The organism is Ruegeria jejuensis (assembly GCF_041537905.1).
In the GTDB taxonomy this organism is placed as follows: Bacteria; Pseudomonadota; Alphaproteobacteria; order Rhodobacterales; family Rhodobacteraceae; genus Ruegeria_C.
Genome location: NZ_JBGRUO010000016.1, coordinates 82,464 through 106,572, shown reverse-complemented (window position 1 = coordinate 106,572; position 24,109 = coordinate 82,464). Strand labels below are relative to the sequence as shown.

Genomic DNA, 24,109 nt, shown 5'->3' with positions numbered 1-24,109 from the left:
CTCACAATCCAGACCGCGCATGAAACCTTTGGGGGTTGAAGCCTTGAACGCCGAGATGAAGCGCCAAATGGGATGACTTCGGAAAGAACCTTGCAGGTGGTCGATACCGGACTAAACTCAACGAGAGCTGCTGCTCAATTAAAGAACCTATGTCAAAGTCCGTGGTGAATGGGTGTACCTGTATCGTGTGATAGACGGCGACGGGCAAACCCCTGATTTCATGCTTTCAGAGAAGCGAAACACGAAGGCTGCAAAGAACTTCTTCGCCAGCGCTTTGTGCAATTATGGCATCCCGAAACGGATCACCATTGACAACAGCAGGAGCAACGCGGCCGGAGTCAAAGCGGTCAACAACATCTTCAAGCGATTGCAGATACCGGGTAAGATCGACCCCGTCAGATCGAAGTACTTCAACAACATTATCGAGCAGGATCACCGCTTCATCAAGCGACTCACGAGGCCCATGCTCGGCTTCAAAAGCTTTGCCTCAGCTGTAGCCACACTTACGGGAATCGAGACCGCCAACATGATCCGCAAAGGTCAATTCGGATCTCCGACAAACGGATTCCGTCAATTCGCAAAGCTCGCTGGATAATGACGCCCAGTTAAGGCGATAGCTCTTAACCACTGCCGGGATGGCGACGGAACCCTCATTCAATAAAGCGCCTGGTTGAGCGTGATCTTCGCGGGAGCGCCAGTCTTGAAGGGGGCGCTGCCACGTGCGATCAGCCAACCATCGTCACGCTCCAGCCGCGCAACAACCCTTAATTCGGGCGATGCTTTCAGCCTCGCGGGCCAGGAGAATGAGTATTCTATGACCCTCGATTTCCCATCGCTATTGACGCTCGTTTTCGGGACGATAGCGCGGGTTTTGTACTGCACGGCGGGGTTTTCCAGATAGATAAAAACCCGGCCTTCGGGTATCTTCCCGTTATCCTCGTAGAGGATCGATCCCCGGATATCTTTTGTTTGCGCGCCGACGGGTGGCGCTATGACAGAGACAGCCAAAGCGCTGGCAGCGATCCATATAATGCGGCGGTCAGGGGTGCAGGACATCACGCGCCTCCTTGTTCTGACGGTTTCGGTTGGAGTTCCGCGGCCGGAATGGGAAAGGCGCCCAGGCCCCTTTCCCGGCTCATCTCAGATGACAAAGAAGTCCGCCGCCGACAGGTCCAGATCCGCGCTCAGATGCGCGAACTGAACAGCGTCTCCCTCTCCCGAACCATCAGCGTCATAAGACAGGGCCCCGGTCTCGGTGTTGTAGAGGATGCGGTCATTGCCGTCCTGACTGACACCCGTCGCGCTCTCATGGAACGCACCAAAGGACAGAACGCCGCCCTCGCCCAGTTCCGCGAAGATGCGGCTGTCGAGCAGCATCACATCCTCGGCGCTGTCGAAATCCTTGATCCGGTCGACATTATCGTCCCCGAGTGCTGTCGAGAAGCGGAACGAATCCTCGCCCGCGCCACCATGCAGGGTATCGGCACCCAAGCCGCCATCCAGCAGGTCGCTGCCTTTGCCGCCGCGCAGTTTGTCATCGCCCGCAACGCCCGGCTGGGCTGGCGCGGCGGGGAAATCGACCGACACGTTCAGCGTATAGGTCGAGCCCTCGGGCACCGCCTCCTCCCATCCACCCGGCGCATCCGGCGACCATCGGCCTTCGAGGATGTAGTAGGTTCCGGTTTCCTCCACGACAAAGACAGTGCTTGAATCCCGGTTGCTCGCCGAGCCGGGATCGCCACCGCCATCATCGTTCTCCGCGACGATATCACCGTCGCTGTCCAGCAACCGGACCCAGCTGTCATGGACATTGGGGTCGGCGATGCCATCTATATCGATCGAGATCACCGTCCCGGCGGCGAGAGCGATGCTGTAATAACCTCCCAGACCGTTTCCGGTGGCGTTGACGGTCGTGTGCAGCACGCTGGTCGAGTCGAAGATGTTCGGATCTTCCGCGAGTGAGAAGTTATCCGAAATGTCGAATGCGGTTTCGATGGAATTGTTCGTCGCATCCGGCCCCAGCGTGGCATAACCGGTGCCCATGCCCGGACGCGGCGGCGCATCGCCTTCATAGGCAAAGTCACCCAGTAGGGTGTCATCGCCGCCGCCACCGCGTAAGATATCAGCACCGCCCTGACCGGTCAGCACATTGGCCGAACCATCGCCTTTCATCCGGTCATCAAAGCCGGATCCCGCGAGATTCTCGATCGAGACATAGGTGTCCCCGCCATGGTCACCCCGCGCCAGATTGAGCTCGACCCCGGTGCTCGCATCGGAATAGTCCGCAGTGTCATGACCCGCGCCGCCATTCAGAGTGTCGGCGCCATCGCCACCGGTCAGCGTGTCATTCCCGGCACCCCCCGACAGCGCGTTGGCCTGATCGTCACCGATCAGACGATCATCGTGGAAAGATCCGACAGCGTTTTCGATATCGACAAGGATGTCGTGGCGGATGGCGGTACCACGCCCGACGATCTGCACCGGCCCGTCAGCATCGCCGCCGCTGGCCGTGCCATTGGCCAGATCGACCGTCACGCCGCTGGAACTGGCAGCGTAGTCAACCGTATCGGTCCCGGCACCACCATTCATGTAGTCCTGTTCCGACCCGCCGATCAGCGTGTCATTACCGTCTTCGCCATAGAGGATGTCGCCATCCCGGCCGCCGTCCAGAATGTCATCGCCACCGCCGCCGCTGAAATAGTCGCCACCGCCCTGACCCCAGAAATGGTTCGCCGCATCAGTGCCGATGAAGCGATCGATCCGGTCATCAGAGCCGATCAGGTTCTCGATGCTGTAGAACGTATCGCCCGACGCTGTGCCGCCGCTGGCGATATTGGTGGCGAGATTGACCAGCAACTGGAACGGACTCTCTTGGCTGTAATCGACCGTGTCGATCCCCGCCCCGCCCCGGAACACATCCACACCGGCCTGCCCCCGCAGCACGTCATCGCCGTCACCGCCATCGAGAAGGTCGTCGCCCGCGCCGCCATTGATGGTGTCGTTTCCATCACCTCCATAAAGCGCGTCATTTCCATCATCGCTTTCGGTCTGGTCCTCCAAATCCTCAATAGCGATCGTGTTGTTGATGTCGCGGCTGGCCAGCGAGTCACGGCCGCCAATGATGAGGTCATCCCCCCCCATGCCAAAGATCGTGTTGCCGCCCGCGCCGCCATTGATGGTTTCATTCGTTTCGTCGCCGAAAATGATGCTGGCCAGCGCGTTGTTGCCAGCGCTAGACGAGGTGTCGCCGCCTTGGTTTTCGGCAACGGCAGGCGCTCCCTCGGCGTAGATGATGGTCTCGACATTGGCGATCTCGTCGAACACCAGATCCCGGGACATGAGGATCACGGTGTCATTGCCGCCATCTGCGTCCTCGCGCACGATGTCGTCCATGGAGTCGACGAAATAGATATCGTCACCGCCATTGCCAGCCATCCGGTCGCCGCCTGCGCGGCCATCCAGAATGTTGTTGCCGTCATTGCCGATCAGGATGTCGCTATGCTGGCTGCCGATGCCGTTCTCGATGTAGTATTCGGTCTGTTCTGCATTATGACCGGCAAAGATCGACACGTTGTTGTTGTGGCCGTTGACGCTGGAAAACTGTCCCGCGCGCAAGTCGAGGATCGTGCCCGCAGTCGAGCCGGAAAAGTCGACCGTATCGGTGCCGCCGGTGTCATGGATCACAAAGCCGATATCATGCTGCATCCCCGACGAGGTCAGCGTATAGCCATATTCGGTGCTGTTGAAGCCATAGGTATTGTCGCCGATGTTGAGGTTGATCGTCTCATAGGTCCGTACCCCGTCCTCATCGACGGTCGAGAAAAAGCGGCGGATGACCGCCTCGATATCCCCCATCAGCGGCGTTGAGGCCGACCAGCGGCTCGCCTCGCCCACATCGATCCCATCGAAATAGGACATGACGCTGTATTGCTGCCGGTCATAGATCCAGGTGGCGTTGTTGAGATAGTTGATCTGCACGCCACCGGGGCCGCTGTAGTTATAGAGGCCAGGGTGGTTCAACCCAAATTCATGACCGAACTCGTGAATGAACGTGTCGAACACATAGCCGCCGATATCCGTAAGGTTAGGTTCGGTGTCGTGAAACCGCTGCCCGACGCTGACAAAGCGATTGCTTGAGAACGCGCTGCCATCGCTTGGCTCACCGATCTCAGGGCTGACCACCTCCATCCAGTCGGTTTCGGCGTCATAAGGCTTATCGTCCACGATCTCGAACTGCAAAGGGGTGACGGCGGACCACATCTGCAAGGCACCGATCGCGGCCGCCTTGTAGTCGGGGTGATCGTTGAGCTCGTGAATGTTGATCCGCATGGGTTCTGCCGCGATCTCTGGCGTCAGGCTGCGGGGCAGCGCTCCAAGATAGTCGAGATAGGCCTCGTAATCATCGCTTTTACCATAGGGGTTGTCCGGGGTTTGGTCATTGACCCACCACGGGTCGCTGGCGTTGTTGCGTGGTGATTGTATGTTGATCGAAGCTTGAAGCGCCTCGTCCATTTCAAGCGAAAGCGCAGCTTCCTGAGTATTGGCATGGTCTGTATTCTCGGTTGAGAAACCCAGCGAGCCAGGATTCGGGACCTGTTCTGCGAGCGCCAGAGATGTCGTTTCTTGAAGAGTTGTTACGTCACCCAAGTTCACTTGAAATCCAGTCTTTTGAAAACCGATCTCTCCAAAAGACGTCTCTTGCATGGGGCCGTACCCCAGTTCACACATCATGCACATATTCAGTCTACCTTTCCTCGCGAAACCAATGTCGTGGGTTCAATTCGCCGCGCAGAACGTGTGGCGTTCAGACGCTTTGTTGATCACGCTGAAAATGGTTGAGTACCCTGTACCCAACCATTGATCGCTTTCTTGCATTGGAGATGGCATCTTCGAGGCTCCCTATTTTACAACTCTAGATAGCACATTTTGCGTAGCTCTTTTGGATGCCAGCTGCGAAGCGGCATTGCGTTTATTGTCAGCGAAATCCGTCACCTCCATCAGGAACGATGAGGTGTTTCAGGCGCTTTCGATTCTGCTATGAAGTCATTTCATTGAGGATTACTGATTAAAATCAACACGAAATCCACTAGAGGAGAGACATCGGCGGAATTTGGCCTTGCGGGCCCGACACAAAGTTGGGCCGCAGGTCTTGACCTCGGCACCGGAACGAGGCGCGTCCAGCGCGGTTGCCGTGTGACCTAGTGATCCGTTGGCTAAAATCAACCTAGAAGTGAAGAAGCTGCTGTCCAAGTTCATCGTATATGAGCGCACTGCAGGTGTTCTATTGCAGCATCTACAAGGAACCGAAAAGCGCTCGATCCTAAACCACATAAGGTCATCATCACAGCCGTCGCCAGAAAGCTCGTCACAATCGTGAACGCGCTGTGCAAATCACGGCAAATGTGGAACGCTCAGTTCGAATGACAAATACAAGTTCTAGCAACTGTATTTCTCAGACGCCATACACCGCGCCGTCAGCAACCTCGGCCAAGGCGGCTGACGGGGGTCAAGTTAACAAACTCGAGATACAGAAGGCTCAGGGCTTTGGTAACGGGGCCGTCCTAGTCAAGCTGTTTTGCGCAGAATAACTGATCCGCCAAGGCGGTGTAGCTTTACCTTGTTCGTGTCCGCCCTGCTTTCTGTCGCGACCTTCGGTTGAGATCCTTCGGGTACATGCTTCGGTTCGTGGTCAGCGCGGTGGCTGCCAACATGATGCTGGTTCGATGTAATTCCGGTGTGCCCATCTCATAGGCGTGCTTGATCGAAGTCAGCGACGGTCCAGACCTGGGCATCATCGGAACCACGTCCCTGCGGGACCTCGAAGGCCCGCGATCAAGCAGGCAGCGGGTAGAGAGACAACTTCGCATGTCGCTTAACGGCGCTCAGCGGTCTCACGCCTTACGAATACATCTGCAAAATCTGGACATCAGAGCCAGATCGATTCATCCTAAATCCGATCCACCGGATGTCGGGACTGAACAACTAGTCTCTCATCCGGGTCGCGCGCCTCTTCGCAGTCCCTATTGCCCGGTTCGGTTGGACTGCTGCATGCATGTGTCGGAATGGACGTAGAGCGCCCTGTCTAGTCCCCATGTTTGGGCCATTTCGGATTAGAGTTTCGGACACTGGTGGGCGCATGTTGATGGCCTGATGCGGCCGGGTATGGTTGTATTGCCTGAGCCAACCGTTGATGGTGATCTGTGCTTGCTTTGTGGTTGTGAACCATGCGGCATTGAGCACCTCGCTGCGGAGCGTTCCATTGCACCTTTCGTTGTAGCCATTCTCCCAGGGTGTTGCCAGCATCGGTGATGGGCATCAGTTTAGGGACGGCAGGGAGTTTGCTGCCTGGCTGGGACTGGTGCCGGGTGGCGCGCAGGGTTTCGTTCCTGACCCGAGCAGCCTGTATTCCGCGGTCGACCGTTCTTGCGGATCGGAGTGATCGGGGCGGCGTCACGCACAATGATGGCGATGTAGCAGGGGCGCGTGTCGTAAGCACCGTCCGCAGTCACGGTCCCGATCTCATCATCCCTCGGGATTTGGTCGAGCAACTCAGGCGGCACCGGATTGTCCATTGCGCGGCAGTGGTTTGCTCACAAACCATGAGAGCGGCCATCTCGGCTGGAAGTGATGCGGCTCATGAGCCAATTACCTTTTGTTGTTTCGCGATGACGCGGGCCTGCAGCAGAATGACCGCAAACAGGAACCCCCCTCGGATCACCATCTGCCAATAGGCGCTGAAACTGATTGTGCCCTGACCGTTTTCAAAGTTCAGAACGTTGAAGACGAGACCAAGAAGCAATGCGCCAGCCACAGTTGCCGGGATCGACCCCATGCCCCCGGTCAACAGCGTCCCGCCGACGACGACCGACGCGATAGCTGACAGCTCCCATCCGATGCCTTCCAGGGGCTGACCTGCCCCGAAACCGGACGCCAGAAATAGCCCCGCCAATCCTGCGCAGCCGCCCGAAAGCATGTAGACAAACGCCTTGGCGCGATTGACCTTCAGCCCCATGAGGTTGGAGGCATCTTCGCTGCCGCCAATGGCAAGAACTGTTCGGCCGATCGTTGTTTTCTCAAGTACAAGCCAAAGAACCAGCGTCAACCCCGCGACGATGATAATGGCCCATGGGAACAGCCCAAATGCCTGCCCCATGCCGAGTTTGGTGAAGTTTGACCCCCAATCGACCGAAATCGTCTGTGCTCCGGAAATCACCAAGGCGCCCCCCTTTGCCGCAAGCATTGTGGCCAGGGTCGCTATGAACGGAGGAATTCGCAGAACGATGATGCAGAACGCATTGATGGCGCCAAACCCGATACCGGCAAGGACGGCACCGGGCAGCGCGACCTGTATTCCGTAGGGGCTGAGATATGCCGCAACAACAGAGGTAAAAGCCGCGACAGATCCGACCGATAGGTCGATCCCGCCGGTCATGATCACAAAGCACATTCCCAGGGCAATCGCGATGAACATCGCGTTGTAATTCAGAAAGGACGAAAAATTATAGGCGCTGCCAAAGTTGTCGTATCGCATCAACCCGAACAGGATCAGGGCAAGCAAGGCCACCCAAACCGTGACCGAAGCAGAGTTGCGGCGCAGATATTTGCGGAGATCAAAGGCCGTTTCATCAAGCATTAATCAGATTCTCCGAAACTGCTGCATCCAAACGGCCAGGATGATGATTGCGGCCTTTGCGATCAGCGCGACCTCATCCTCTACCCCGTTCGCAAGAAGCGTATATTTTACGAGCTGAATGATCACGGCACCCAGAATGGCCCCAAATATCGGCGCTCTACCGCCTTGTAATAGCGCGCCTCCCACGACCGCAGCGGCAATCGCGTCAAGTTCCATCAAGTTGCCGTTTCGCGCAGCGTCCGAAGCAGAGTTGATTGCTACCACAATCAGCCCTGCAAAGCCGGAGAGCACCGCGCAAATAACATAAGCCCCGATCTTGACCCTGCGCACCGGGCCACCGGACAGGAATGCCGCACGTTCGTTCCCCCCGATCGCCAGCAGGTAACGCCCCCAGGTGGTTCTGGTGACCACCCAGAACAGAATGCAAGCAATCACAAGGGCCAACCACCCTTGGAATGGCAGCCCCAATATCTTGCTTGTCCCGAGATAGCTAAAGGACGGGTTTGAGAAGGTCTGCAGGTTCCCGTTGGTGAGGACCTGTGCGATGCCACGGCCAGAGATGAATAGAATGAGCGTTGCTATGATTGGTTGGACGTTCAACACGGCCACCATGACCCCATTGAAGACACCGCACAGCCCGGCAACCAATAGCGGCAGGATGATCGCCAGAGCCACGCCCAAAGCTGGATTTGCCGCTCCGAGGTCAGAAAGGAAAATGAGCGGTGCAAGCGCACCGGCCAGAGCCATGACCGCGCCTACAGACAGGTCGATACCGCCCGTGGCGATCACCAGCGTCATTCCCATTGCGACGATCGCAATCGTCGCGACCTGGCTGATGTTCACGAACAGGGTCTGCAACTGCAGGAAATTCGGTGTGAACAGCGCATTGAACACCAGTAGTACAACCAGAGCGACGATCCCGCCATGGAAACGCAAAGGCATCGATGCGACCCGTTTCGGAAGCTTCATTGCGCGTTCCATGTGTCGGCTCCTGCGTCGTGGTGCGCAAGGGCGCCCACCAGTATGTTCTCTGTGATGCCCGGGTTGGCCAGTTCTGTCACCGAGCGACCTTCATGCATGACGACGATACGGTCAGCACCTTCCACCAACTCCTCGAACTCGGAGCTGATAAGTACAACACCGAAGCCTTTGTCGACATAGGAGCGGATAAAGGACTGTATCTCGCGTTTTGCGCCCACATCCACGCCGCGGGTCGGTTCATCCAGTATCAGGATGTCGGGTTCGGTCGCCAGCCAACGCGCTAGCAGAACCTTCTGCTGGTTACCGCCTGACAGTTCCCGGATGGGCTGATCCATGTGAGCGGCCTTGATCCCCAGATCGCTGACAAACGCGTCGACAATTGCACGCTCACGTTCGAAATCTATCTGGCCGCGCTTGGCCAGTTTGGGCAACAATGCGAGGGTCATGTTCTCGCGCACGGACATGTCAGGGATGATCCCTTCGGCCTTGCGGTCTTCGGTCAGGAACCCAATCCGCTTTCTGATCGCTTCGCCGGGACCCGAAGGCTGTCCGGGATGGCCATCAAGTTCGATGACTCCGTCTTCAAGCGCGTCTACGCCAAAAAGCGCACGCGCTGCCTCGGTCCGGCCCGAACCCAGCAACCCGCCAAGCCCGACGATCTCTCCGCGATGGAGTGTTAGATCGAAATGCGTCAACCGCGGTCCGCTACAGACATTCTCGGAACGCAACAGAATGCTGCCCCGCTTCGCTTTGGCGCCAGCAAAATCTGTCATGCCCTCGGCTGCGATCTCGTCTGTGTTCCGGCCAAGCATATCTGCAATCATTTCAAGCTTTTTTGTCTCGCTGACGATGCGGGTGCTGACGGTACGGCCATCTCGCATGGTCGTAACACGATCACTAATCTGAAAAAGCTCGTCGAGGAAATGCGAAACATAGAGAACTGACACGCCCTGGTTCTTCAACTCCCGTACCACACCAAACAGAACCTCAACTTCGCTTGCATCAAGCGAGGAGGTTGGCTCGTCCATGATCACAAGTTTTGCCTCAAGCGACACGGCCCGCGCTATTGCCACAAGCTGTTGAATTGCAGTCGAGAAATTTCCCAGCGGCTCGGTAACGTCAATGTCGATCCCGAAGCGCGCAAGCACTTCACGCGCCCGCTTGTTGCCCTCGCGCCAGTCTACGAACAGCCCCAGGCGTTTGGGTTCATATCCCATGATGATGTTTTCAGTGACGCTGCGCAGCGGGACCAGGTTCAATTCCTGATAGATCGTTGCGATCCCCGCTTCTTGCGCCTCGCGAGGGCTTGAGATCTCACTCTCGCCGTGCCGGATCACAACGCTGCCGCTATCCCGCCGGTACACCCCGGTCAGGACCTTGATCATTGTCGATTTACCGGCACCGTTCTGGCCAATAAGGGCATGAACCTCACCCGGCGCAATCTCAAGGCTGGCTTGGCTTAGCGCAGGTACGCCCGCAAAAGACTTCTCGATGCCCGACATCGAAACAAGAGCATTCATGATATCTCGAACTCCGGATAATTGCAGGCAAGGACCGACGGTTTGTCGGCCCCGCCCACCAGGGAGGATCAATAGGCCTCGTCGATGTGATCGGCAGCGTTGTCCTGGGTAAAGATACGGTCTTCGACCTTTACCCATTCGGGGATCTGCTCACCAGCAGCGTATTTCTTCATGACTTCGCATGCCAGCGGGCCAAAGAAAGGCGAGCTTTCTACGGTCACGCCCATCTTGCCGTCGATGATGGCCTGAAGGGCATCGCGTGTTCCGTCGATCGATACGATGGTGACATCCTCGCCGGGTTTCCGGCCAGCAAGTTCCAACGCCTGGATCGCACCGATCGCCATCTCATCATTATGCGCGTAAACCACGTTTACGTCGGGATGCGCCTGCAGCAGCGTTTCCATAACCTGACGGCCCAGGTCGCGGGCAAAATCGCCAGTCTGCGAGGCGACGATCTCGAACCGGTCATCTGCCGCAATGGCGTCGTCAAAGCCTTTCTTGCGGTCATTTGCGGGCGAGGAACCGGTCGTGCCCTCTAGCTGAACGATAATACCCTTGTCGCCCTCAAAGTTTTCCATCAGCCAACCGGCTGCCCGGTTTCCCTGATCGATGAAGTCCGACCCGAGGAATGCAACAAAATGTTCGCCGGGCTTGGCAACGGCGGGATCCACCGAGCGATCAACAAGGAACGTCGGAATGCCTGCGGCACGCGCCTTCATCACGGCCGGGATCAAGGGCTTTTCCTCACGCGGCGGCAGGAAAAGAACGTCGATGCCCTGGGCGATCATGCTATCAACATCGGCCACCTGCTTAGCAGCAGAACCAGCCGCATCCGTTGCGATCAGGTCCCAACCGCAGGCTTCGGCGGTGTCATGAAACGACTTGGTTTCCGCGATCCGCCAGGGGTTGTTCGACTCCATCTGCGCAAATCCGACCCGGTAACGGTCTTTCTGTTCCAGGGGCGGCAGATCCTGAGCCAGCGCCGCGGTGCCCAAGAGTGCACCAGCGATGACCGATGTGATCAAAAGATGTCTGCGTTTCATAGTTTTTCCTCCACTATTTGGTGCGGTCTCCTCCGTTTGACCGCGGATTATCAGGTCATGCCCAATTCAGGTAAGTTGTCTGCTTTCTCAGATAGCCGTCGAACCCATATGCTCCGTCTTCGCCACCAACGCCCGACAAGCCCCAGCCAGTGTGAAAGCCCTGAACCGCCTCGCCATTGGCGCGGTTAAGGTAAAGCTCACCGAATTTCAGGCGGTGCGGCGCCTCCATCAGCCTTTGATGGCGCGACGTGAACAGGTAGGCCGAAAGGCCAAAGGACGTATCATTGGCATGGGCTATGGCCTGCTCAAAATCATCGACACGAATTGCGGAAACGACCGGGCCAAAGACCTCCTCTTGCATGATGGTGTTTTTGTTGTCCGAGACCTCAAGAACCGTTGGGGACATCCAGTGGCCCTTTTCGTAGTCGCCGTCTGTCAGCGGGCCGCCCGCCAAAAGAACCTCTGCGCCTTCCGCGACGCTGCGGTCGACAAGTCCGGCAACCTTTGCCACTTCGAGCTTGCTGACCTTGGGTCCGATGTCGTGATCGGCCATCGGGTCTCCGATTGTCAGAGCCTTTGAAGCTTCGATGAATTTTTCGAGGAACTGGTCCGCAATGGCATGGTGCAGATACATGCGCTCGTTGCAGGTACAGATCTGACCGCAATTGGTATATCGCGCGACGACAGCTGCCGCGACGGCCGCGTCGATGCTGGCATCTTCCATGACGATGAAGGGCGCCTTGCCGCCCAGTTCCAGCCGAACAACCTTGATTTGCTCTGCCGCATTCCGAAAGATCTCGCGACCGGCGCGCGTGCTACCAGTCATTGTGACAAGTGCGGTATCGGGATGTCCGACAAGACGTTCGCCAACGATGGGCCCTTTGCCGGTCACAACGTTCAGGACACCGGGCGGGAGTCCTATTTTGTCTGCCAGTTCCGCAATTGCGAGGCCGGACAAAGGCGTGATTTCGTGCCCCAGCAAAACGACCGTGTTTCCGGCCACCAGAGCCGGTCCGATCTTGCGTGCGGCAAGCGCCAACGGGTAGTTCCAGGCTGTCAGCGCGACAACAACCCCGTAAGGATGGCGCCTGATCTGGATTTCTTCCGACCGGTTGTCTGATGTGACAATGTCACCCGACAGCCTGCGCGCTTCCTCAGCCGCATGGCGCAGAAAGTTGACGGTCGCGCCAACTTCGCCACGGGCCTGAGAAATCGGCTTGCCCTGCTCAGACGTGACCAAAATCGCCAGACGCTCGGTTTCCTTTTCGATCGCATCGGCAAGAGAGGCCACGAATTGCCCGCGCTCGATTGCCGGCCGCGAAGACCAGCTCACGAAGGCGCCCTTCGCAGCGGCAACAGCCAGGTCGGCATGCGCAGCGTCCCCGTCCGGAACGCACGCAATAACCGCCTCGTTGGCTGGGCTCTCAACAGCCACCTCTGAGGCATCAAAGCCAGCAAAACGGCCACCGATATACATCGACTTTCGCGTCATTTGCTTGGTTGTTTCCACAACAGGTGGCATCAGCCCCTCCCCTGTTCAAGCGACCGATTCGCTCTGAGATCGCGCCCACTAATTGGGATACTAATAAGATTATCTCGTCAATACTAATATTATCTTATAGTGACTAATATTAGTTGCGCTACGGGTGTTCACCCGATAAAAGAGATGCGAACGACAAGGTTGAGCAATGAACGAACAAGCCAACAATGCCAAACAGCACAGGGGCGTAGGAAAGGTTGCAGGTCGACAGCGCGTAACCATGCAAGACATCGCCCGGGTGGCTGGCTGCTCTCAGACCACGGTATCGCTCGTCCTAAACAGGAATGACTCGGTCAAGATCTCTGAAGAAACGAAGAAGCGGGTGCTGGACGCGGCGAAAACCCTCGGATACTCGATGCCCGCGCAATTCAGCAAATCCAACAGCACTGAACGACGCCCCGCTACCCTAGATGGAACGATCGCCTTTGTCGTTGACGATCTGGCGTCCAGCCCTGAAATGGTCAATGCCTTCAACGGTGTGAAACAGGCGGTGCGGGACACCGGCAACCTTGTGCTGCTGGCCGAAACCCAAAACGATCCGGAAGTCGAGCCCACAACACTACGGTTCTTCCTGAATCAGAAAGTGGCGGGCATCATCTACGCGACCGTTTTCACACGCCACGTAGAAGTTCCGGAAATTCTAAAGCAGTCCTCCACGCCGGTTTTGTTGCTCAACTGCTTTTCGGATGATCTATCTTTCCCTGCTGTTATCCCGGGTGAAATTGCGGCGGGACATACCGCGACAAATGCCCTGATCAAAGCGGGACACCGGCGGATCGCGACGATCACTGGCGAGCCCTTTATGGAGTGTGCCGCTGGGCGTACAACCGGCTATCGAAATGCGTTGGCTTCGGCAGATATTCCCTTTGATGAGGATCTCGTTGTGGAAGGCAATTGGCTGCCGAGCTCAGGCTACGCCGCGACGCGCGAACTGTTGGAGCTCCCGTCTCCACCAACGGCCATTTTCTGTCAGAATGACCGCATGGCCATTGGCTGCTACGAAGCCCTTAAAGAGCGAGGCATGAGCATCCCGTATGACATGTCGGTCATCGGCTTCGATGATGATGAAACAGCCCGGCATCTTTCCCCCCCGCTGACATCGATGATCCTGCCGACGCGGGCGATGGGCCGCTGGGTGATCGAGCAATTGTTTCACGGACCGACCGAAGATCAGCGGCATCCGTTGGTCAAGCTTGAATGTGAACTGGTTGAGCGCGATTCGATTACCGGCCCGTCTCCGCGCGACTGAGGAGCAAACCATGACAGAGACGTTCGATCACATTGTCATCGGAGGCGGGTCGGCTGGGGCGGCAGCTGCGGCAAAGCTCGTGAACAAGGGTAATTGCCATGTACTTGTTCTGGAGGCCGGGCATTCGCACCGCCATCCCCTATTGGACATGCCGCCGGGTATCTTCAAGATGATCAACGGGTCGAAATTCATGCGGTATCACCGTACAGAGCCACAACATCATCTGGATGGCCGGGTTCATGATATCCCCCAGGGGCACGTCTTGGGGGGCGGGTCCTCCGTAAACGCGCAAGTTTATATGCGTGGTCGACCGTCGGATTACGACGCCTGGGACGATTTGCTGCGTCAAAACAACGATGGCGTTGGTTGGGGGTGGGATGACGTTTTGCCCTATTTTGTTGGAATGGAAGGCAACAATCGTTTCGCCAACGAGCTTCATGGCACGGATGGCCCGCTTCTGGTTTCGGACCCCGGGCATATCGATGACATGTCGCGCTGGTTTGTTCAGTCTGTTCAGGCGCTAGGCGAGCCGTTTAACCCCGACTTCAACGGGCTAACCCAACGCGGGGTCGGCTTTTACCAATTCACCAATCGCTCTGGCCGACGTAGTTCGTCGGCTTACGCCTTTCTCAGCCCTTTGAGTTCCAACTCATCTCTGGCTGTACGTCTTCATGCAGAGGTCACCAGGATCCTCATCGAAAACGACCGTGCGGTAGGCGTCGAATACTGCGACAAGACGGGTCAACATCGCGTGCGATGCGACGGTGAGATCCTGGTTGCCGCTGGTGCGCTGGTCACACCCAAGATTTTGATGCTTTCGGGCATCGGGCCGGAAAAGGAGCTGGTTTCTCATGGAATAGACATTGTCTGTCCGTCCCCGGGCGTCGGCCAAAATCTGATAGATCACCCCGAAGTGCCAATTACTGCGTTTGCGAATGGTCCTTACGGGTACTTTAAACAAGGCGAAGGCTGGCGAATGCTGCGAAACGGTATCCAGTTCAAGTTGTTTGGGACTGGCCCTGTTACATCCGCTGGCGTCGAAGCCGGTGCCTTCGTAAATCCGGCAAACCCGGACGATGAGCCAACAATCCAGGCGTTTTGTGTGCCCATCGTTTATCTTGACCGCGATGCCCTTGATGAAGTGAGTGATGACTACGGACTCACTGTGACGACTGTTGTGGTCAAACCTAAGTCCCGAGGCGAGGTTCGTCTTCGTTCATCTGATCCGCGCGCGATGCCCAGCGTCTCGCCAAACCTTTTGAAACACGAAGACGACATGGCTGAAATGATCAGAGGGCAACGGTTTTTCCGCAGAGCTTTTTCAACCGGGCCTCTTGCAAAACACACCAGAGAGATCGTGATACCACCAGCGGATGACGATGAAACACTTCGCGCCCATTGCAAGCGTTTCGTGAAAACAAACTATCATCCAGCTGGAACGGCCAGGATGGGAAAGGATGGAGATCCTATGGCAGTACTCGACGCGCGAATGCGCGTACGCGGCATAGAAGGGCTCAGAGTATGCGATATGTCAGCGGTTCCAGACATAAACGCCGGAAACACCAATGCGCCCGCAATGATGCTGGGAGAAAGATGCGCTGACCTTGTTCTGAAATAAGCGTGGACCATATTGCATGGATTCGCGCTGTGGCGTTGGTGACATGTTTCCAAAGATGAGCGCAGCGGGTGCTTTTCATACTTAGCGATCCAATCACTGGCAAGTTCACTAGCCCTAGGTGGTTGATCCCACGGTTTGATGGTGTGATCCTTTCGTTGGAATGGAAGGAAGCACTATGGGACAAGTCCCCCCTGCCCTCCCTTGGCCTTGCACGTTCATCAAGTCGCTGCCCACATGCAGGAAATTGGAGCCGCAAACATGTTGTCTGCGAAGGGTACGACCTGATCGTGGTCGTAGAGAACAAGCCCCTGAACAAATCTATCACCACACGCCTCTGCCAATTTACGCATCCCGGAGAAGTCGCTGGAGGTAACAGTCGCGGACGACTTCACCTCGATACCGACGATCTCTCCTCGCCTGTTTTCCAGAACGATATCTACCTCGTTTTTGTCTTTGTCGCGAAAATGCGAAAACGTGCACCTTTGTTCGCTCCAGGTGGAAATTTTGCGTAGCTCGCTGAACACAAATGTTTCCAGGATCGACCCGAAGGGTGTCTTTTCCTTTTTGACGGTATCCGGGGTGACGCTGCGCATCGCCGCCAGAAGGCCTGCATCAAGAAAGTGAAGCTTGGGGGATTTGGTGAGGCGCTTCAGGCGATTTGTGAACCACGGCTGCAGGCTGTGCACAAGAAAGAGGCTTTCAAACACACGCACATACTTCTGGGCAGTCACATGATTCAGACCAATTGCAACACCGATCCTCGAATAGTTGACCAGTTGGCCGGAATGCTCCGCGAGTACTGCCAGTAGCTTCGGCATTATGGCGAGTTGTTCGATCTGGGCCACGTCGCGGACATCTTGCTGGACAATTGCGTCGATGTAATCGTGGTACCAATCCTGCTTTCGCCCCCATCTTTTCCGTCCAAGCGCCTCTGGATAGCCACCAGATAGAGCTGTCTCAACAAGGTCATCTCCAATGATCAGCTTGTCTACGACGGGGTTCTTTGCATCGAATGCCCTGTCGATAAAACCCGATTTTGCTTCAAGGATTTCTGTTTGGCTGAGGGGAAGGAGGCGAACAATTTCCATTCGCCCAGCAAGAGAGTCCGCGACCTTCGGAATAGTCATGAGGTTCGCGGAACCGGTCAGCAGAAACCTCCCTGCCCTTCTGTCATCATCCACGGTTTTCTTAATGGCCAGAAGTAGGTCAGGTGCCCGCTGGATCTCGTCGATTACTGCCCGATCCAGTCCGCGAACAAAACCGACCGGATCGTCGATAGCTGATTGCAAGACAGTCGCATCGTCCAAGGTCAGAAAAGGAACGTTGTCGGAGGCAATGTCTGTGGCAAGCGTTGTTTTGCCGGACTGCCGAGGTCCGGAGATCAGAACGACACGCGTGTCGGACAGCGCTTCTTGTATTCTTGTTTTGGCAAATCTTGGATACATGTTTGGGCTACTCAATCTCGACCGATTGAAAGTACGTAGCCGACCGATTGAAAGTCAACATCGGACTGATTGAAAGTGTAGGGACGGTAGACTGAAGCACTGATTGAATTCTGGCGGTCATAACAGGTGTACCAGCCTCATGGTTTCTTGCTGTAGTCAGGACGAGATCTTTTGAATACAGGCCTTTGGCGATAGCAGGGTTGTTGGGTTCATTCCAAAGCAGATCATCACAGACAAGCTGCGGTCCCATGGCCCCGCCAAGCGGGAGATCGCTCCGAGTCTGGATCATTGGCCGCACAAAGGCCTCAACAGCCGTGCCGAGAATAGCCACTCGCCGTTCCGAAAGCGGGAAAGAGCAATGCAGGGGCATCGGTTTCCAGGTGAATTACAGCGGTTCGTGGCGACACATTCTGCCATTCGCAATCGATCAGCGTCTCCGTTCGCCGCCGCTCCGCCTTAACAACCCTATATCACTGCCCCGAGACAATTGACGCCTGGAATGCCGCGGCCCAAGCCGCTTGAAATCTGAAAACCAGGATCTCTATGTGAACCGGAACAAACGTGACAACACCAACACAGTTGCTACGTCAACATCAGAAACTCTCTGGCATGATCAGCTTGGGCAGCCACAGCACGATTCCCGGGAATGCAGCGATGAGGATCAAAATTAGCAACATCGGCGCGAGTATGATCGTGACCTCTTTCAAGACCTGCACGACGTTCAGGCCGCCAATGGCAGCGGAAATCAGAAGGCACAACCCGTAGGGCGGTGTGACGAGACCAAATGCCAAAGACACGATGCCGATGATCGCAAAGGCGATCGGGTCGATGCCACCGGCCTGGGCCACCGGCATGAGCACTGTGCCCAGAATGATAATGGTCGGGATCGCGTCGATGAAGAGCCCGAAGATCAGGAAGAGAAAAGCGATGACGAGCGCCGTGCCGAAGGGGCCAAATTCCCACGCGGTGATCAGCCCGACGATCAGACGCGGCGCATTGTAGAACGACAGGAGCCAGCCAAACGCAGAGGCCGTGCCGATGGCGAAGAGGGAAATCGCTGCAAAACGCGCTGTGTCATAGAGGATGACGCCGAGGTCTTTGGCCTGCACTGTTCGATAGACGAACATTCCGAGGATCAACGCATAGCCTGCAGCGATAATTGCGCTCTCCGTCGGCGTCACGATGCCGCCCACGATACCGCCAATCACAAAAATCGGCGTGAGCAGGGCAAGTGCGGCGCCCTTCCAAGCCGCCCGGAACTCCCCCCAGTTCGGTGTGGCAGTGACCGGGTAGTCGCGTACCTTTGCAAAGCCATAGACGGTCGCCATCAGGGCGAACCCGACCATCAAGCCGGGGATCGCACCGCCGAGAAACAGCGCGCCGACCGAAACCTGCATGACCCCGCCCCAGACGATCATCAGGATGGATGGCGGGATGATCACTCCCATGACAGACGAACATGCGGTGATGGCCACGGCAAAGCGGGTGTCGTAACCCTCTTTCTGCATGGCTGGGATCAAGATTTTCCCGATGCCAGCTGCGTCTGCTGTGGACGAGCCGGAGATTCCGGCGAACAGCATCGAAACGGCTACATTGACGTGCCCTAATCCTCCCGGCAACCAGCCTGTCAGAACCCGGGCCAGCTCGATCAACCGGTCGGTGACCTTGCCCGAATTCATCAGGTTCGCGGCAAGCAGGAAAAACGGCACCGCAAGCAAGATGAAGGAGTTGTAGGACTGAAACATCCGGTCCAGCAGGATGAATGGCGTCAGCCGCAGTTCCAACAGAACAACCGGCACGGTTGACAATCCAAGCGCGAAGGCGACCGGGATACGCAAAATGACCAGCACGAGAAAGCCGCAGATCAACATGCTGCTTGCGGTGGCGGTATCCAAAATCATGACAAAGAGGCCGATCTGTTGCGGAACTTTGTGACCGCTTGAACCAATCTGTAACCTGCGAACACCAGCCAGATCATTCCGGCGAAGGGGACAGATACATAAGTGACCGCCAAGTTCGCGCGCATCATGACAGATCGCTGGTTGTTCCCAAACTCGACATATTCGATGCCATAGACGAAGAACAACAGTCCGAAGATCATGATCGCGACGTGAACCAGCCCGTTCTGGAGAAGTCGCAGAAGTGGTGAATAGGCATCCGGGATCACCCGAACGTCAAAATGCGTTCCGTCCCAGACCGCGACCATCGATCCGATCATCACGATCCAGACAAAAATGAAGGTCGCCAGTTCTTCGGTCCAGAGAAAGGTCGGGATAAGGCCGGTGTAGCGAGAGATCACCTGCATCGCGACCGGGATGGACAGGGCGCCCATCAGAACACCGAGCAATACGCGCAAGGCATTGCAAAAATTCTCGAGCACTCTGCCGATCATGTGATGCCTCCCGATTGAACTCTGCGATGCGCAACGGTGTCAGGTCGCGCGGGGAAGAGGCGGCGCGCGGTGCGCGCGCCAGCCCTTTGCCACCCGGTCACATCCCTCGGATGTTTTCCAGCAGCTCGGTCGCACCAAGCTCAGCGGCGTAGGCATCTTGCACCGGTTGGACCATTTCGAGCATCTTCTCGCGGCCTGCGAAATCGTGGACTTCGATTTGGCCTGCATCCGCCATTGCCTGCAGCTTTTCACCGTCTTGACCGCTTTCCAGCGCACGTCCGAAGGCGCCTGCCTCGGCACCAGCCTCCATGATGGCGGCCTGAAGGTCTGCAGGAAGCGTGTCAAATTTCTTCGCCGACATCACGATCGGACGCACGGTGATCGTGTGTTGTGTCAACGAGATATGCGGAGCGACTTCGTAGAACTTGAGATTCTGGATCGAGGCGGCTTCGTTCTCGAACCCGGCAATGACACCTGTTTGAATCGCGTTATAGACCTCGTTGTAGGCAATCGCCGAGGGCGCTGCACCCACGGCCGAAAAGGTCTGCGCCTGGATTGGAGCGCCCATGACGCGCATCCGGTGGCCAGCGAGTTCGTCCATGTTGGTAATAGGCTCAGCCGAGGCGAGATTACGCACGCCGCCACCGTGATAGCCTACGATCACGATACCGGCCTTTTCGCGGAGGTCATCTTCCAACGGTCTCAAGGTATCCGAGGACAAGACCGCGTCCCAATGCTCCAGATCGCGGAACAGGAAGGGCATGTCCATCAGCGGAATCGATTCCGAAAAGACGGCCATGTTGGATGGGGCAAGAATGGTGTAGTCGACCGCGACACCCTGGTTCAGGTACGTCACATAGTCCGATTCAACGCCAAGTTCGCCGTTCAGGCGCAGGTCAAAGGCGACGTCGCCGTCGTACTTCTGCGATACGAGCCGCTCGAACTCGCGCAAGGTTTTGGTAAACGCATGTTCCTCATCGAACATACTGGCACCGCGTAGCGTGACATCCGCGTCTGCAGCGGAGATGCCGCCAACGACCACAGCGGCTGCGGCGATAGACTTCAGCGTGAAGTTGAACATTGTTTCCTCCCAGTTCAAGTTAGCGTCTTTGCCCTGGGCGTGATCGCCCAGGATGGGTGAGCTGCCGCAGTTCTAAGAAAACGCAACGCCCCCGTTCACATCAATGCAGGCGCCATTTACGAAGCCTGCACCGTCAGTCGCGAGAAATGCGACAAGCTCTCCAATTTCTTGCGGAGTACCCTCGCGTTTCAGCGGTGTAGATGCCGCGACTTTCGTCCGGACATCGTCTTTCGTGAAGACGTTGTGGAAATCAGTGTCGATCATGCCTGGGCAGAGGGCATTTACCCGGATCTTCGGGCCCAGCTCTTTCGCCAATCCGCGGGTCATCGTCATGACCGCGCCCTTCGATGTGGCATAGGCCACAGCACCCGGTCCGCCACCGTCGCGGCCAGCAAGGCTGGCCAGGTTCACGATGCTGCCCTTCTCACGCATATGCGGCAGGCAAGCCTTTGTCATGGAGAAAACAGAGGTCAGATTCAGGTCCATAACGGCTTTCCAGTGGGCGAGGGTCATCTCTTCCATGGTCTTGCGCGCAACTAGACCGCCGGCGTTGTTCACTAGGGTATCGATGTAGCCATATTCGGCAACGACAGCCTCCACGAAAACCTCGGCGCTGTCCGGTTTCGACAAATCGACGCTTATTGCCATGGCGCGGCCGCCCGCGTCCTCGATTTGCGCGATCGTTTCATTTGCTCCATGCGCGCTGGAATTGTAGCTGACCGCAACAGAGGCACCCTTCTCCGCCAAGGCAAGTGCGCAGGCTCGACCGATGTCGCGGCCACCACCGGTTACAAGCGCTACTTTGCCTTCCAGCGCGAGCGCAGGAACAGATTTGCCGCGCTGAGCAAGTTCAACGTTCATGGTGAGCCTCCCTTGGTCATCTCACGCAAGCTCGCCCAATCTTGGATACTAGTCAACAATTAAATGTAAGCTAACTCTATATTTCATGCTAGAAGAGGCATGTAAAAACCTAGTCAACATTTTTATGGCTGTACCTTTTGCTAGTGTTTTGCCAGACTTGTGATGCAAAGAGACGGACGATAGTGATGAAAGCAGCCGTGGATTTACCCAGCAGAAAAACCGGAACCGATCATGTGTTTGAGACGCTTTTTGGTCAGATTGTCCGGTTGGAGTTGCTTCCAGGAACCAAGATTTCTGAAACAGAAACCGCAAAATCCTTTGGGTTCTCCCGCCAGCCGGTGCGCGAAGCATTCACGCGCCTGGCGAATCTGAACCTGCTACTGATACGCCCACAACGCGCCACGATCGTCCGCCCGTTTTCAAAAGAGATCATCTCGAACGCACGATTCATACGTGCGGCCATCGAGTTGGAGGTTATTCGCGCGGTTGCCCGAAACCGCGACACTTCGGTGGATGCCGAACTTCGAGCGAACATGCGGGCGCAGCGCGATGCCATTTCGCGCGAGAATGCAGAAGACTTCCATGAGCTGGACTACCAGTTTCACAAGCTGCTGTGTCGGGCATCAGGCAACGCGTTTGCGTTCGAAATCATCGCCGCCAACAAGGCACAGGTTGATCGCTTGTGTATGCTCTCTCTGACCAGTCAACAGGCTATGGAAACGCTTTATGCGGACCACGAAGCGCTATTGGATGCGCTCTTCAAACGCGATGCTGAAACTGGCGAACGCGTTCTTCGGACCCATCTTGACCGGCTGACACCGACGATTGAGGCTCTCTACACCACGCACCGTAGCTATTTCGAAGAATGACGTGCATGCGATGCTGGTTTTGTTGCGAAGTCATCGACTGAACAAAAAGATTCCGCCTGAGCGACAGTTTAATCAGCCAGTTCCGCGAATTGGCGAAACGGACAGACTCCGGGCGTGAACTGACATTTTAGGCAGAGCCTAACCTGCTGGGTTAAGCAGCCGGTACATCCCATTGGCCGACATTCAGCGCAATCCGCGGATGCTGGGACTACAGCACTGATTTCGGACATTTGGAACTATGCTCCAAAAGTCTCGTATTTGATCTGGTCGGCTGCGACGCCGGCGGCCTCCAAGCCGTTTTTCAAACCGGTCATGAACTCCAGAGGACCGCAAAGCATATAGTGCGCGTCTGGTCCCGCCCTAAGCGACAGCAAGTCGGCAGCAGTGATCCGGCCTTGGGCGTCAAAGGTCTGGCCCAGATGATCAGTGCTTTCCGGCGCGCTGAAGAATATCTGTCGGGTGGCGTTCGGATTTGCCGCGATCAGTTGATCAACCTCACTGCCAAACGCATGGGTGCGCCCATTTCGGGCCGCGTGGACATACCACACCGGCCGGTCGTTTTCGTCAACCGAGGCTTCGTGAAGCATTGCAAGCATCGGTGTCAGGCCGACACCAGCGCTGACGAAAACCAATGGTTTGTCATCGTCGGGGAGCACAAAGTCACCGGCGGGCAGCTTGGCCTCAATCACGTCGCCCACATGCACCTCGTCATGGAGGAATTGAGACCCGATACCGTCTGCCTCGCGTTTGACACTGATCCGGTAGTGCGGATTCGCGACCGAGCCAGATAACGAATATGTTCGCCGCACGTGCGCGCTATGGCCCGGGATGTCGAGAGCAATCGGCAAATGCTGCCCCGCACGAAAAGATGGCAGAGCCTGGCCGTTTGTGGGCACGAGATAGAATGAGGCGATACCCTCGGCTTCCACGACCTTGTCGGTCACAGTTAGCTTGGTCATCGCCGCCGCTTCTGCAGACCACCGTAGAGAAAGCGCGGCTGGCCTGTCGACGACTGCGTCAATCTCGACATCAATCACACGCAGGATGCTTGGGTCACGCGCTTCCTCTGGGTCCCACTCAACCTTGGCCCTTCCCGTCACATGCAAAAGCCCGCCGGTTGCGAAGTCGACAAAAAGCAGCCCAACACGCGGGTCTTCAAGCAGGTTCCCGATCGTGTTGAAGAAGTTGTTACCGGTGTAGTCGGGGATACGCAGTCTTTGCGGGCCAACCACACGGACAAACCCCGACTCCCCGCCACGATGGGATGCGTCATAGCCGTTGGACATCGCTTCTTCAGAGCCTTGCCTGCCCGATCCGATGAACAGGGTGTCTGCGGAGCCGATGCGCGCGATTTGTTCGGAGTTGAGCTGAGCGGATGCTGTCGCGTCAGCCGCTGTCGTCGCTGCAACACGCCACCACTCCCGCTCGTTAATGTACTTCGGACAATTCCCAAAGGTCTGTCGAATATCGATTGCGAAGCCATCTTTGATTGGACGCGTCCTGCCGCTGAAGCGATTGCGGCGGCGCGTGGCCAGTTCGATGCCAACCACGCCAATATCAGTGCCCGCCAGAATAGCCTCGCTCAGCGGGTCTTGCGGATCGATCTTTGTTGCAAGCGTCAGCGTCCGGGAGTCTGGCGAGCCAATGAAACCCTCCTCGCCTTCGATGATCGTCGCCCACACACGCCCCTGCTCATCGCTGGAGGCCGCAACCAGAAACGGTTGAGCTTGATAGAAAGCGCGGTGTTGGTCCGGCATGTGATCTCGGATGAAAGGCGCCACGCGCGCAGCAAGCCCTTTGACACCTACGCGTTCCTGTGCCGCCAGTTCGCCCGAATGAAATGGGGTGTCTGCGTCAAACATCATTTTGTCCTGTTT

Annotated in this window: 17 protein-coding genes and 5 pseudogenes; 7 read left to right on the top strand and 15 right to left on the bottom strand. The window is 56.7% G+C overall.

The window, feature by feature from the left end; genetic code table 11:
• Positions 1-145 precede the first annotated feature (145 nt).
• A pseudogene (locus AB1E34_RS17795) lies at positions 146-595 on the top strand (IS6 family transposase); the annotation flags it as partial.
• 59 nt (positions 596-654) lie between these two features.
• On the opposite strand, the gene AB1E34_RS17790 reads toward AB1E34_RS17795, so the two are convergent.
• Both AB1E34_RS17790 and AB1E34_RS17785 read right to left on the bottom strand, forming a co-directional pair.
• Positions 655-1,056, bottom strand: coding sequence for a hypothetical protein (locus AB1E34_RS17790; RefSeq protein ID WP_372573655.1), 402 nt, complete (start codon positions 1,054-1,056; stop codon positions 655-657).
• Between the two features lie 84 nt (positions 1,057-1,140).
• A complete protein-coding gene (locus AB1E34_RS17785; RefSeq protein ID WP_372573654.1) occupies positions 1,141-4,512 on the bottom strand; it encodes a M10 family metallopeptidase C-terminal domain-containing protein in 3,372 nt (1,123 codons plus the stop codon).
• Between the two features lie 1,345 nt (positions 4,513-5,857).
• Between AB1E34_RS17785 and AB1E34_RS17780 the strand changes: the two are divergent.
• A pseudogene (locus tag AB1E34_RS17780) lies at positions 5,858-5,986 on the top strand (IS481 family transposase); the annotation flags it as partial.
• Here AB1E34_RS17780 and AB1E34_RS17775 read toward each other — a convergent pair.
• Positions 5,983-6,303, bottom strand: coding sequence for an integrase core domain-containing protein (locus tag AB1E34_RS17775; RefSeq protein WP_372573668.1), 321 nt, complete (start codon positions 6,301-6,303; stop codon positions 5,983-5,985). The pseudogene AB1E34_RS17780 and the gene AB1E34_RS17775 sit on opposite strands and share 4 nt — an antisense overlap.
• Between AB1E34_RS17775 and AB1E34_RS17770 the strand changes: the two are divergent.
• A pseudogene (locus tag AB1E34_RS17770) lies at positions 6,293-6,367 on the top strand (transposase); the annotation flags it as partial. The gene AB1E34_RS17775 and the pseudogene AB1E34_RS17770 sit on opposite strands and share 11 nt — an antisense overlap.
• Here the strand turns inward: AB1E34_RS17770 and AB1E34_RS17765 are convergent.
• The 6 genes and pseudogenes from AB1E34_RS17765 to AB1E34_RS17740 all read right to left on the bottom strand — a co-directional run.
• A pseudogene (locus AB1E34_RS17765) lies at positions 6,359-6,569 on the bottom strand (transposase); the annotation flags it as partial. The pseudogenes AB1E34_RS17770 and AB1E34_RS17765 sit on opposite strands and share 9 nt — an antisense overlap.
• 65 nt (positions 6,570-6,634) lie before the next feature.
• The gene (locus tag AB1E34_RS17760) at positions 6,635-7,633 is read right to left on the bottom strand and encodes an ABC transporter permease (RefSeq protein ID WP_372573653.1); all 999 of its coding nucleotides are present in this window, start codon (positions 7,631-7,633) and stop codon (positions 6,635-6,637) included.
• Positions 7,634-7,636: 3 nt separating this feature from the next.
• Positions 7,637-8,614, bottom strand: a complete 978-nt coding sequence (locus tag AB1E34_RS17755; protein WP_372573652.1) for an ABC transporter permease — start codon at positions 8,612-8,614, stop codon at positions 7,637-7,639.
• Positions 8,599-10,134: a sugar ABC transporter ATP-binding protein gene (locus tag AB1E34_RS17750; RefSeq protein ID WP_372573651.1), complete on the bottom strand. Its 1,536-nt coding sequence runs from the start codon at positions 10,132-10,134 to the stop codon at positions 8,599-8,601. The genes AB1E34_RS17755 and AB1E34_RS17750 overlap by 16 nt, the downstream gene beginning before the upstream one ends.
• A gap of 68 nt (positions 10,135-10,202) precedes the next feature.
• The gene (locus AB1E34_RS17745) at positions 10,203-11,177 is read right to left on the bottom strand and encodes an ABC transporter substrate-binding protein (RefSeq protein WP_372573650.1); all 975 of its coding nucleotides are present in this window, start codon (positions 11,175-11,177) and stop codon (positions 10,203-10,205) included.
• Between the two features lie 55 nt (positions 11,178-11,232).
• The gene (locus AB1E34_RS17740) at positions 11,233-12,699 is read right to left on the bottom strand and encodes an aldehyde dehydrogenase family protein (protein ID WP_372573649.1); all 1,467 of its coding nucleotides are present in this window, start codon (positions 12,697-12,699) and stop codon (positions 11,233-11,235) included.
• Between the two features lie 166 nt (positions 12,700-12,865).
• Here AB1E34_RS17740 and AB1E34_RS17735 point away from each other — a divergent pair, with 166 nt between their 5' ends.
• Positions 12,866-13,966: a LacI family DNA-binding transcriptional regulator gene (locus AB1E34_RS17735; protein ID WP_372573648.1), complete on the top strand. Its 1,101-nt coding sequence runs from the start codon at positions 12,866-12,868 to the stop codon at positions 13,964-13,966.
• A 10-nt stretch (positions 13,967-13,976) separates the two neighbouring features.
• Entirely contained in the window at positions 13,977-15,584 is a 1,608-nt protein-coding gene (locus AB1E34_RS17730; RefSeq protein ID WP_372573647.1) for a GMC family oxidoreductase, read from the top strand.
• 218 nt (positions 15,585-15,802) lie between these two features.
• On the opposite strand, the gene AB1E34_RS17725 is transcribed toward AB1E34_RS17730, so the two are convergent.
• Positions 15,803-17,029 carry an ATP-binding protein gene (locus AB1E34_RS17725; RefSeq protein ID WP_372573646.1) on the bottom strand — a complete coding sequence of 409 codons (1,227 nt, stop codon included), beginning with the start codon at positions 17,027-17,029 and terminating at the stop codon, positions 15,803-15,805.
• Between the two features lie 205 nt (positions 17,030-17,234).
• Here AB1E34_RS17725 and AB1E34_RS17720 point away from each other — a divergent pair.
• Positions 17,235-17,551: pseudogene (locus AB1E34_RS17720) on the top strand (DDE-type integrase/transposase/recombinase); the annotation flags it as partial.
• 71 nt (positions 17,552-17,622) lie between these two features.
• On the opposite strand, the gene AB1E34_RS17715 reads toward AB1E34_RS17720, so the two are convergent.
• From AB1E34_RS17715 to AB1E34_RS17700, 4 genes are all read right to left on the bottom strand, one after another.
• On the bottom strand, positions 17,623-18,900 hold the full coding sequence (locus tag AB1E34_RS17715) for a TRAP transporter large permease (RefSeq protein ID WP_372573666.1): 1,278 nt from the start codon (positions 18,898-18,900) through the stop codon (positions 17,623-17,625).
• Positions 18,901-18,926: 26 nt separating this feature from the next.
• A complete protein-coding gene (locus AB1E34_RS17710; RefSeq protein WP_372573645.1) occupies positions 18,927-19,421 on the bottom strand; it encodes a TRAP transporter small permease in 495 nt (164 codons plus the stop codon).
• Between the two features lie 97 nt (positions 19,422-19,518).
• Entirely contained in the window at positions 19,519-20,502 is a 984-nt protein-coding gene (locus AB1E34_RS17705) for a TRAP transporter substrate-binding protein (RefSeq protein ID WP_372573644.1), read from the bottom strand.
• Positions 20,503-20,574: 72 nt separating this feature from the next.
• On the bottom strand, positions 20,575-21,363 hold the full coding sequence (locus AB1E34_RS17700; protein WP_372573643.1) for an SDR family NAD(P)-dependent oxidoreductase: 789 nt from the start codon (positions 21,361-21,363) through the stop codon (positions 20,575-20,577).
• Between the two features lie 143 nt (positions 21,364-21,506).
• On the opposite strand from AB1E34_RS17700, the gene AB1E34_RS17695 reads away from it, so the two are divergent.
• On the top strand, positions 21,507-22,232 hold the full coding sequence (locus AB1E34_RS17695; RefSeq protein ID WP_372573642.1) for a GntR family transcriptional regulator: 726 nt from the start codon (positions 21,507-21,509) through the stop codon (positions 22,230-22,232).
• Between the two features lie 236 nt (positions 22,233-22,468).
• On the opposite strand, the gene AB1E34_RS17690 is transcribed toward AB1E34_RS17695, so the two are convergent.
• Complete coding sequence (locus AB1E34_RS17690; protein WP_372573641.1) at positions 22,469-24,094, bottom strand: pyridoxamine 5'-phosphate oxidase family protein; 1,626 nt, start codon at positions 24,092-24,094, stop codon at positions 22,469-22,471.
• Between the last annotated feature and the right edge of the window lie 15 nt (positions 24,095-24,109).

Coding starts and splice junctions, on each gene's coding strand:
- AB1E34_RS17740 (WP_372573649.1), bottom strand. CDS start 12,699: ATGCCACCTGTTGTGGAAACAACCAAGCAAATGACGCGAAAGTCGATG.
- AB1E34_RS17690 (WP_372573641.1), bottom strand. CDS start 24,094: ATGTTTGACGCAGACACCCCATTTCATTCGGGCGAACTGGCGGCACAG.
- AB1E34_RS17705 (WP_372573644.1), bottom strand. CDS start 20,502: ATGTTCAACTTCACGCTGAAGTCTATCGCCGCAGCCGCTGTGGTCGTT.
- AB1E34_RS17715 (WP_372573666.1), bottom strand. CDS start 18,900: ATGTTGATCTGCGGCTTTCTCGTGCTGGTCATTTTGCGTATCCCGGTC.
- AB1E34_RS17730 (WP_372573647.1), top strand. CDS start 13,977: ATGACAGAGACGTTCGATCACATTGTCATCGGAGGCGGGTCGGCTGGG.
- AB1E34_RS17790 (WP_372573655.1), bottom strand. CDS start 1,056: ATGTCCTGCACCCCTGACCGCCGCATTATATGGATCGCTGCCAGCGCT.
- AB1E34_RS17735 (WP_372573648.1), top strand. CDS start 12,866: ATGAACGAACAAGCCAACAATGCCAAACAGCACAGGGGCGTAGGAAAG.
- AB1E34_RS17700 (WP_372573643.1), bottom strand. CDS start 21,363: ATGAACGTTGAACTTGCTCAGCGCGGCAAATCTGTTCCTGCGCTCGCG.
- AB1E34_RS17745 (WP_372573650.1), bottom strand. CDS start 11,177: ATGAAACGCAGACATCTTTTGATCACATCGGTCATCGCTGGTGCACTC.
- AB1E34_RS17760 (WP_372573653.1), bottom strand. CDS start 7,633: ATGCTTGATGAAACGGCCTTTGATCTCCGCAAATATCTGCGCCGCAAC.
- AB1E34_RS17710 (WP_372573645.1), bottom strand. CDS start 19,421: ATGATCGGCAGAGTGCTCGAGAATTTTTGCAATGCCTTGCGCGTATTG.
- AB1E34_RS17725 (WP_372573646.1), bottom strand. CDS start 17,029: ATGTATCCAAGATTTGCCAAAACAAGAATACAAGAAGCGCTGTCCGAC.
- AB1E34_RS17750 (WP_372573651.1), bottom strand. CDS start 10,134: ATGAATGCTCTTGTTTCGATGTCGGGCATCGAGAAGTCTTTTGCGGGC.
- AB1E34_RS17785 (WP_372573654.1), bottom strand. CDS start 4,512: ATGGACGAGGCGCTTCAAGCTTCGATCAACATACAATCACCACGCAAC.
- AB1E34_RS17775 (WP_372573668.1), bottom strand. CDS start 6,303: ATGCTGGCAACACCCTGGGAGAATGGCTACAACGAAAGGTGCAATGGA.
- AB1E34_RS17755 (WP_372573652.1), bottom strand. CDS start 8,614: ATGGAACGCGCAATGAAGCTTCCGAAACGGGTCGCATCGATGCCTTTG.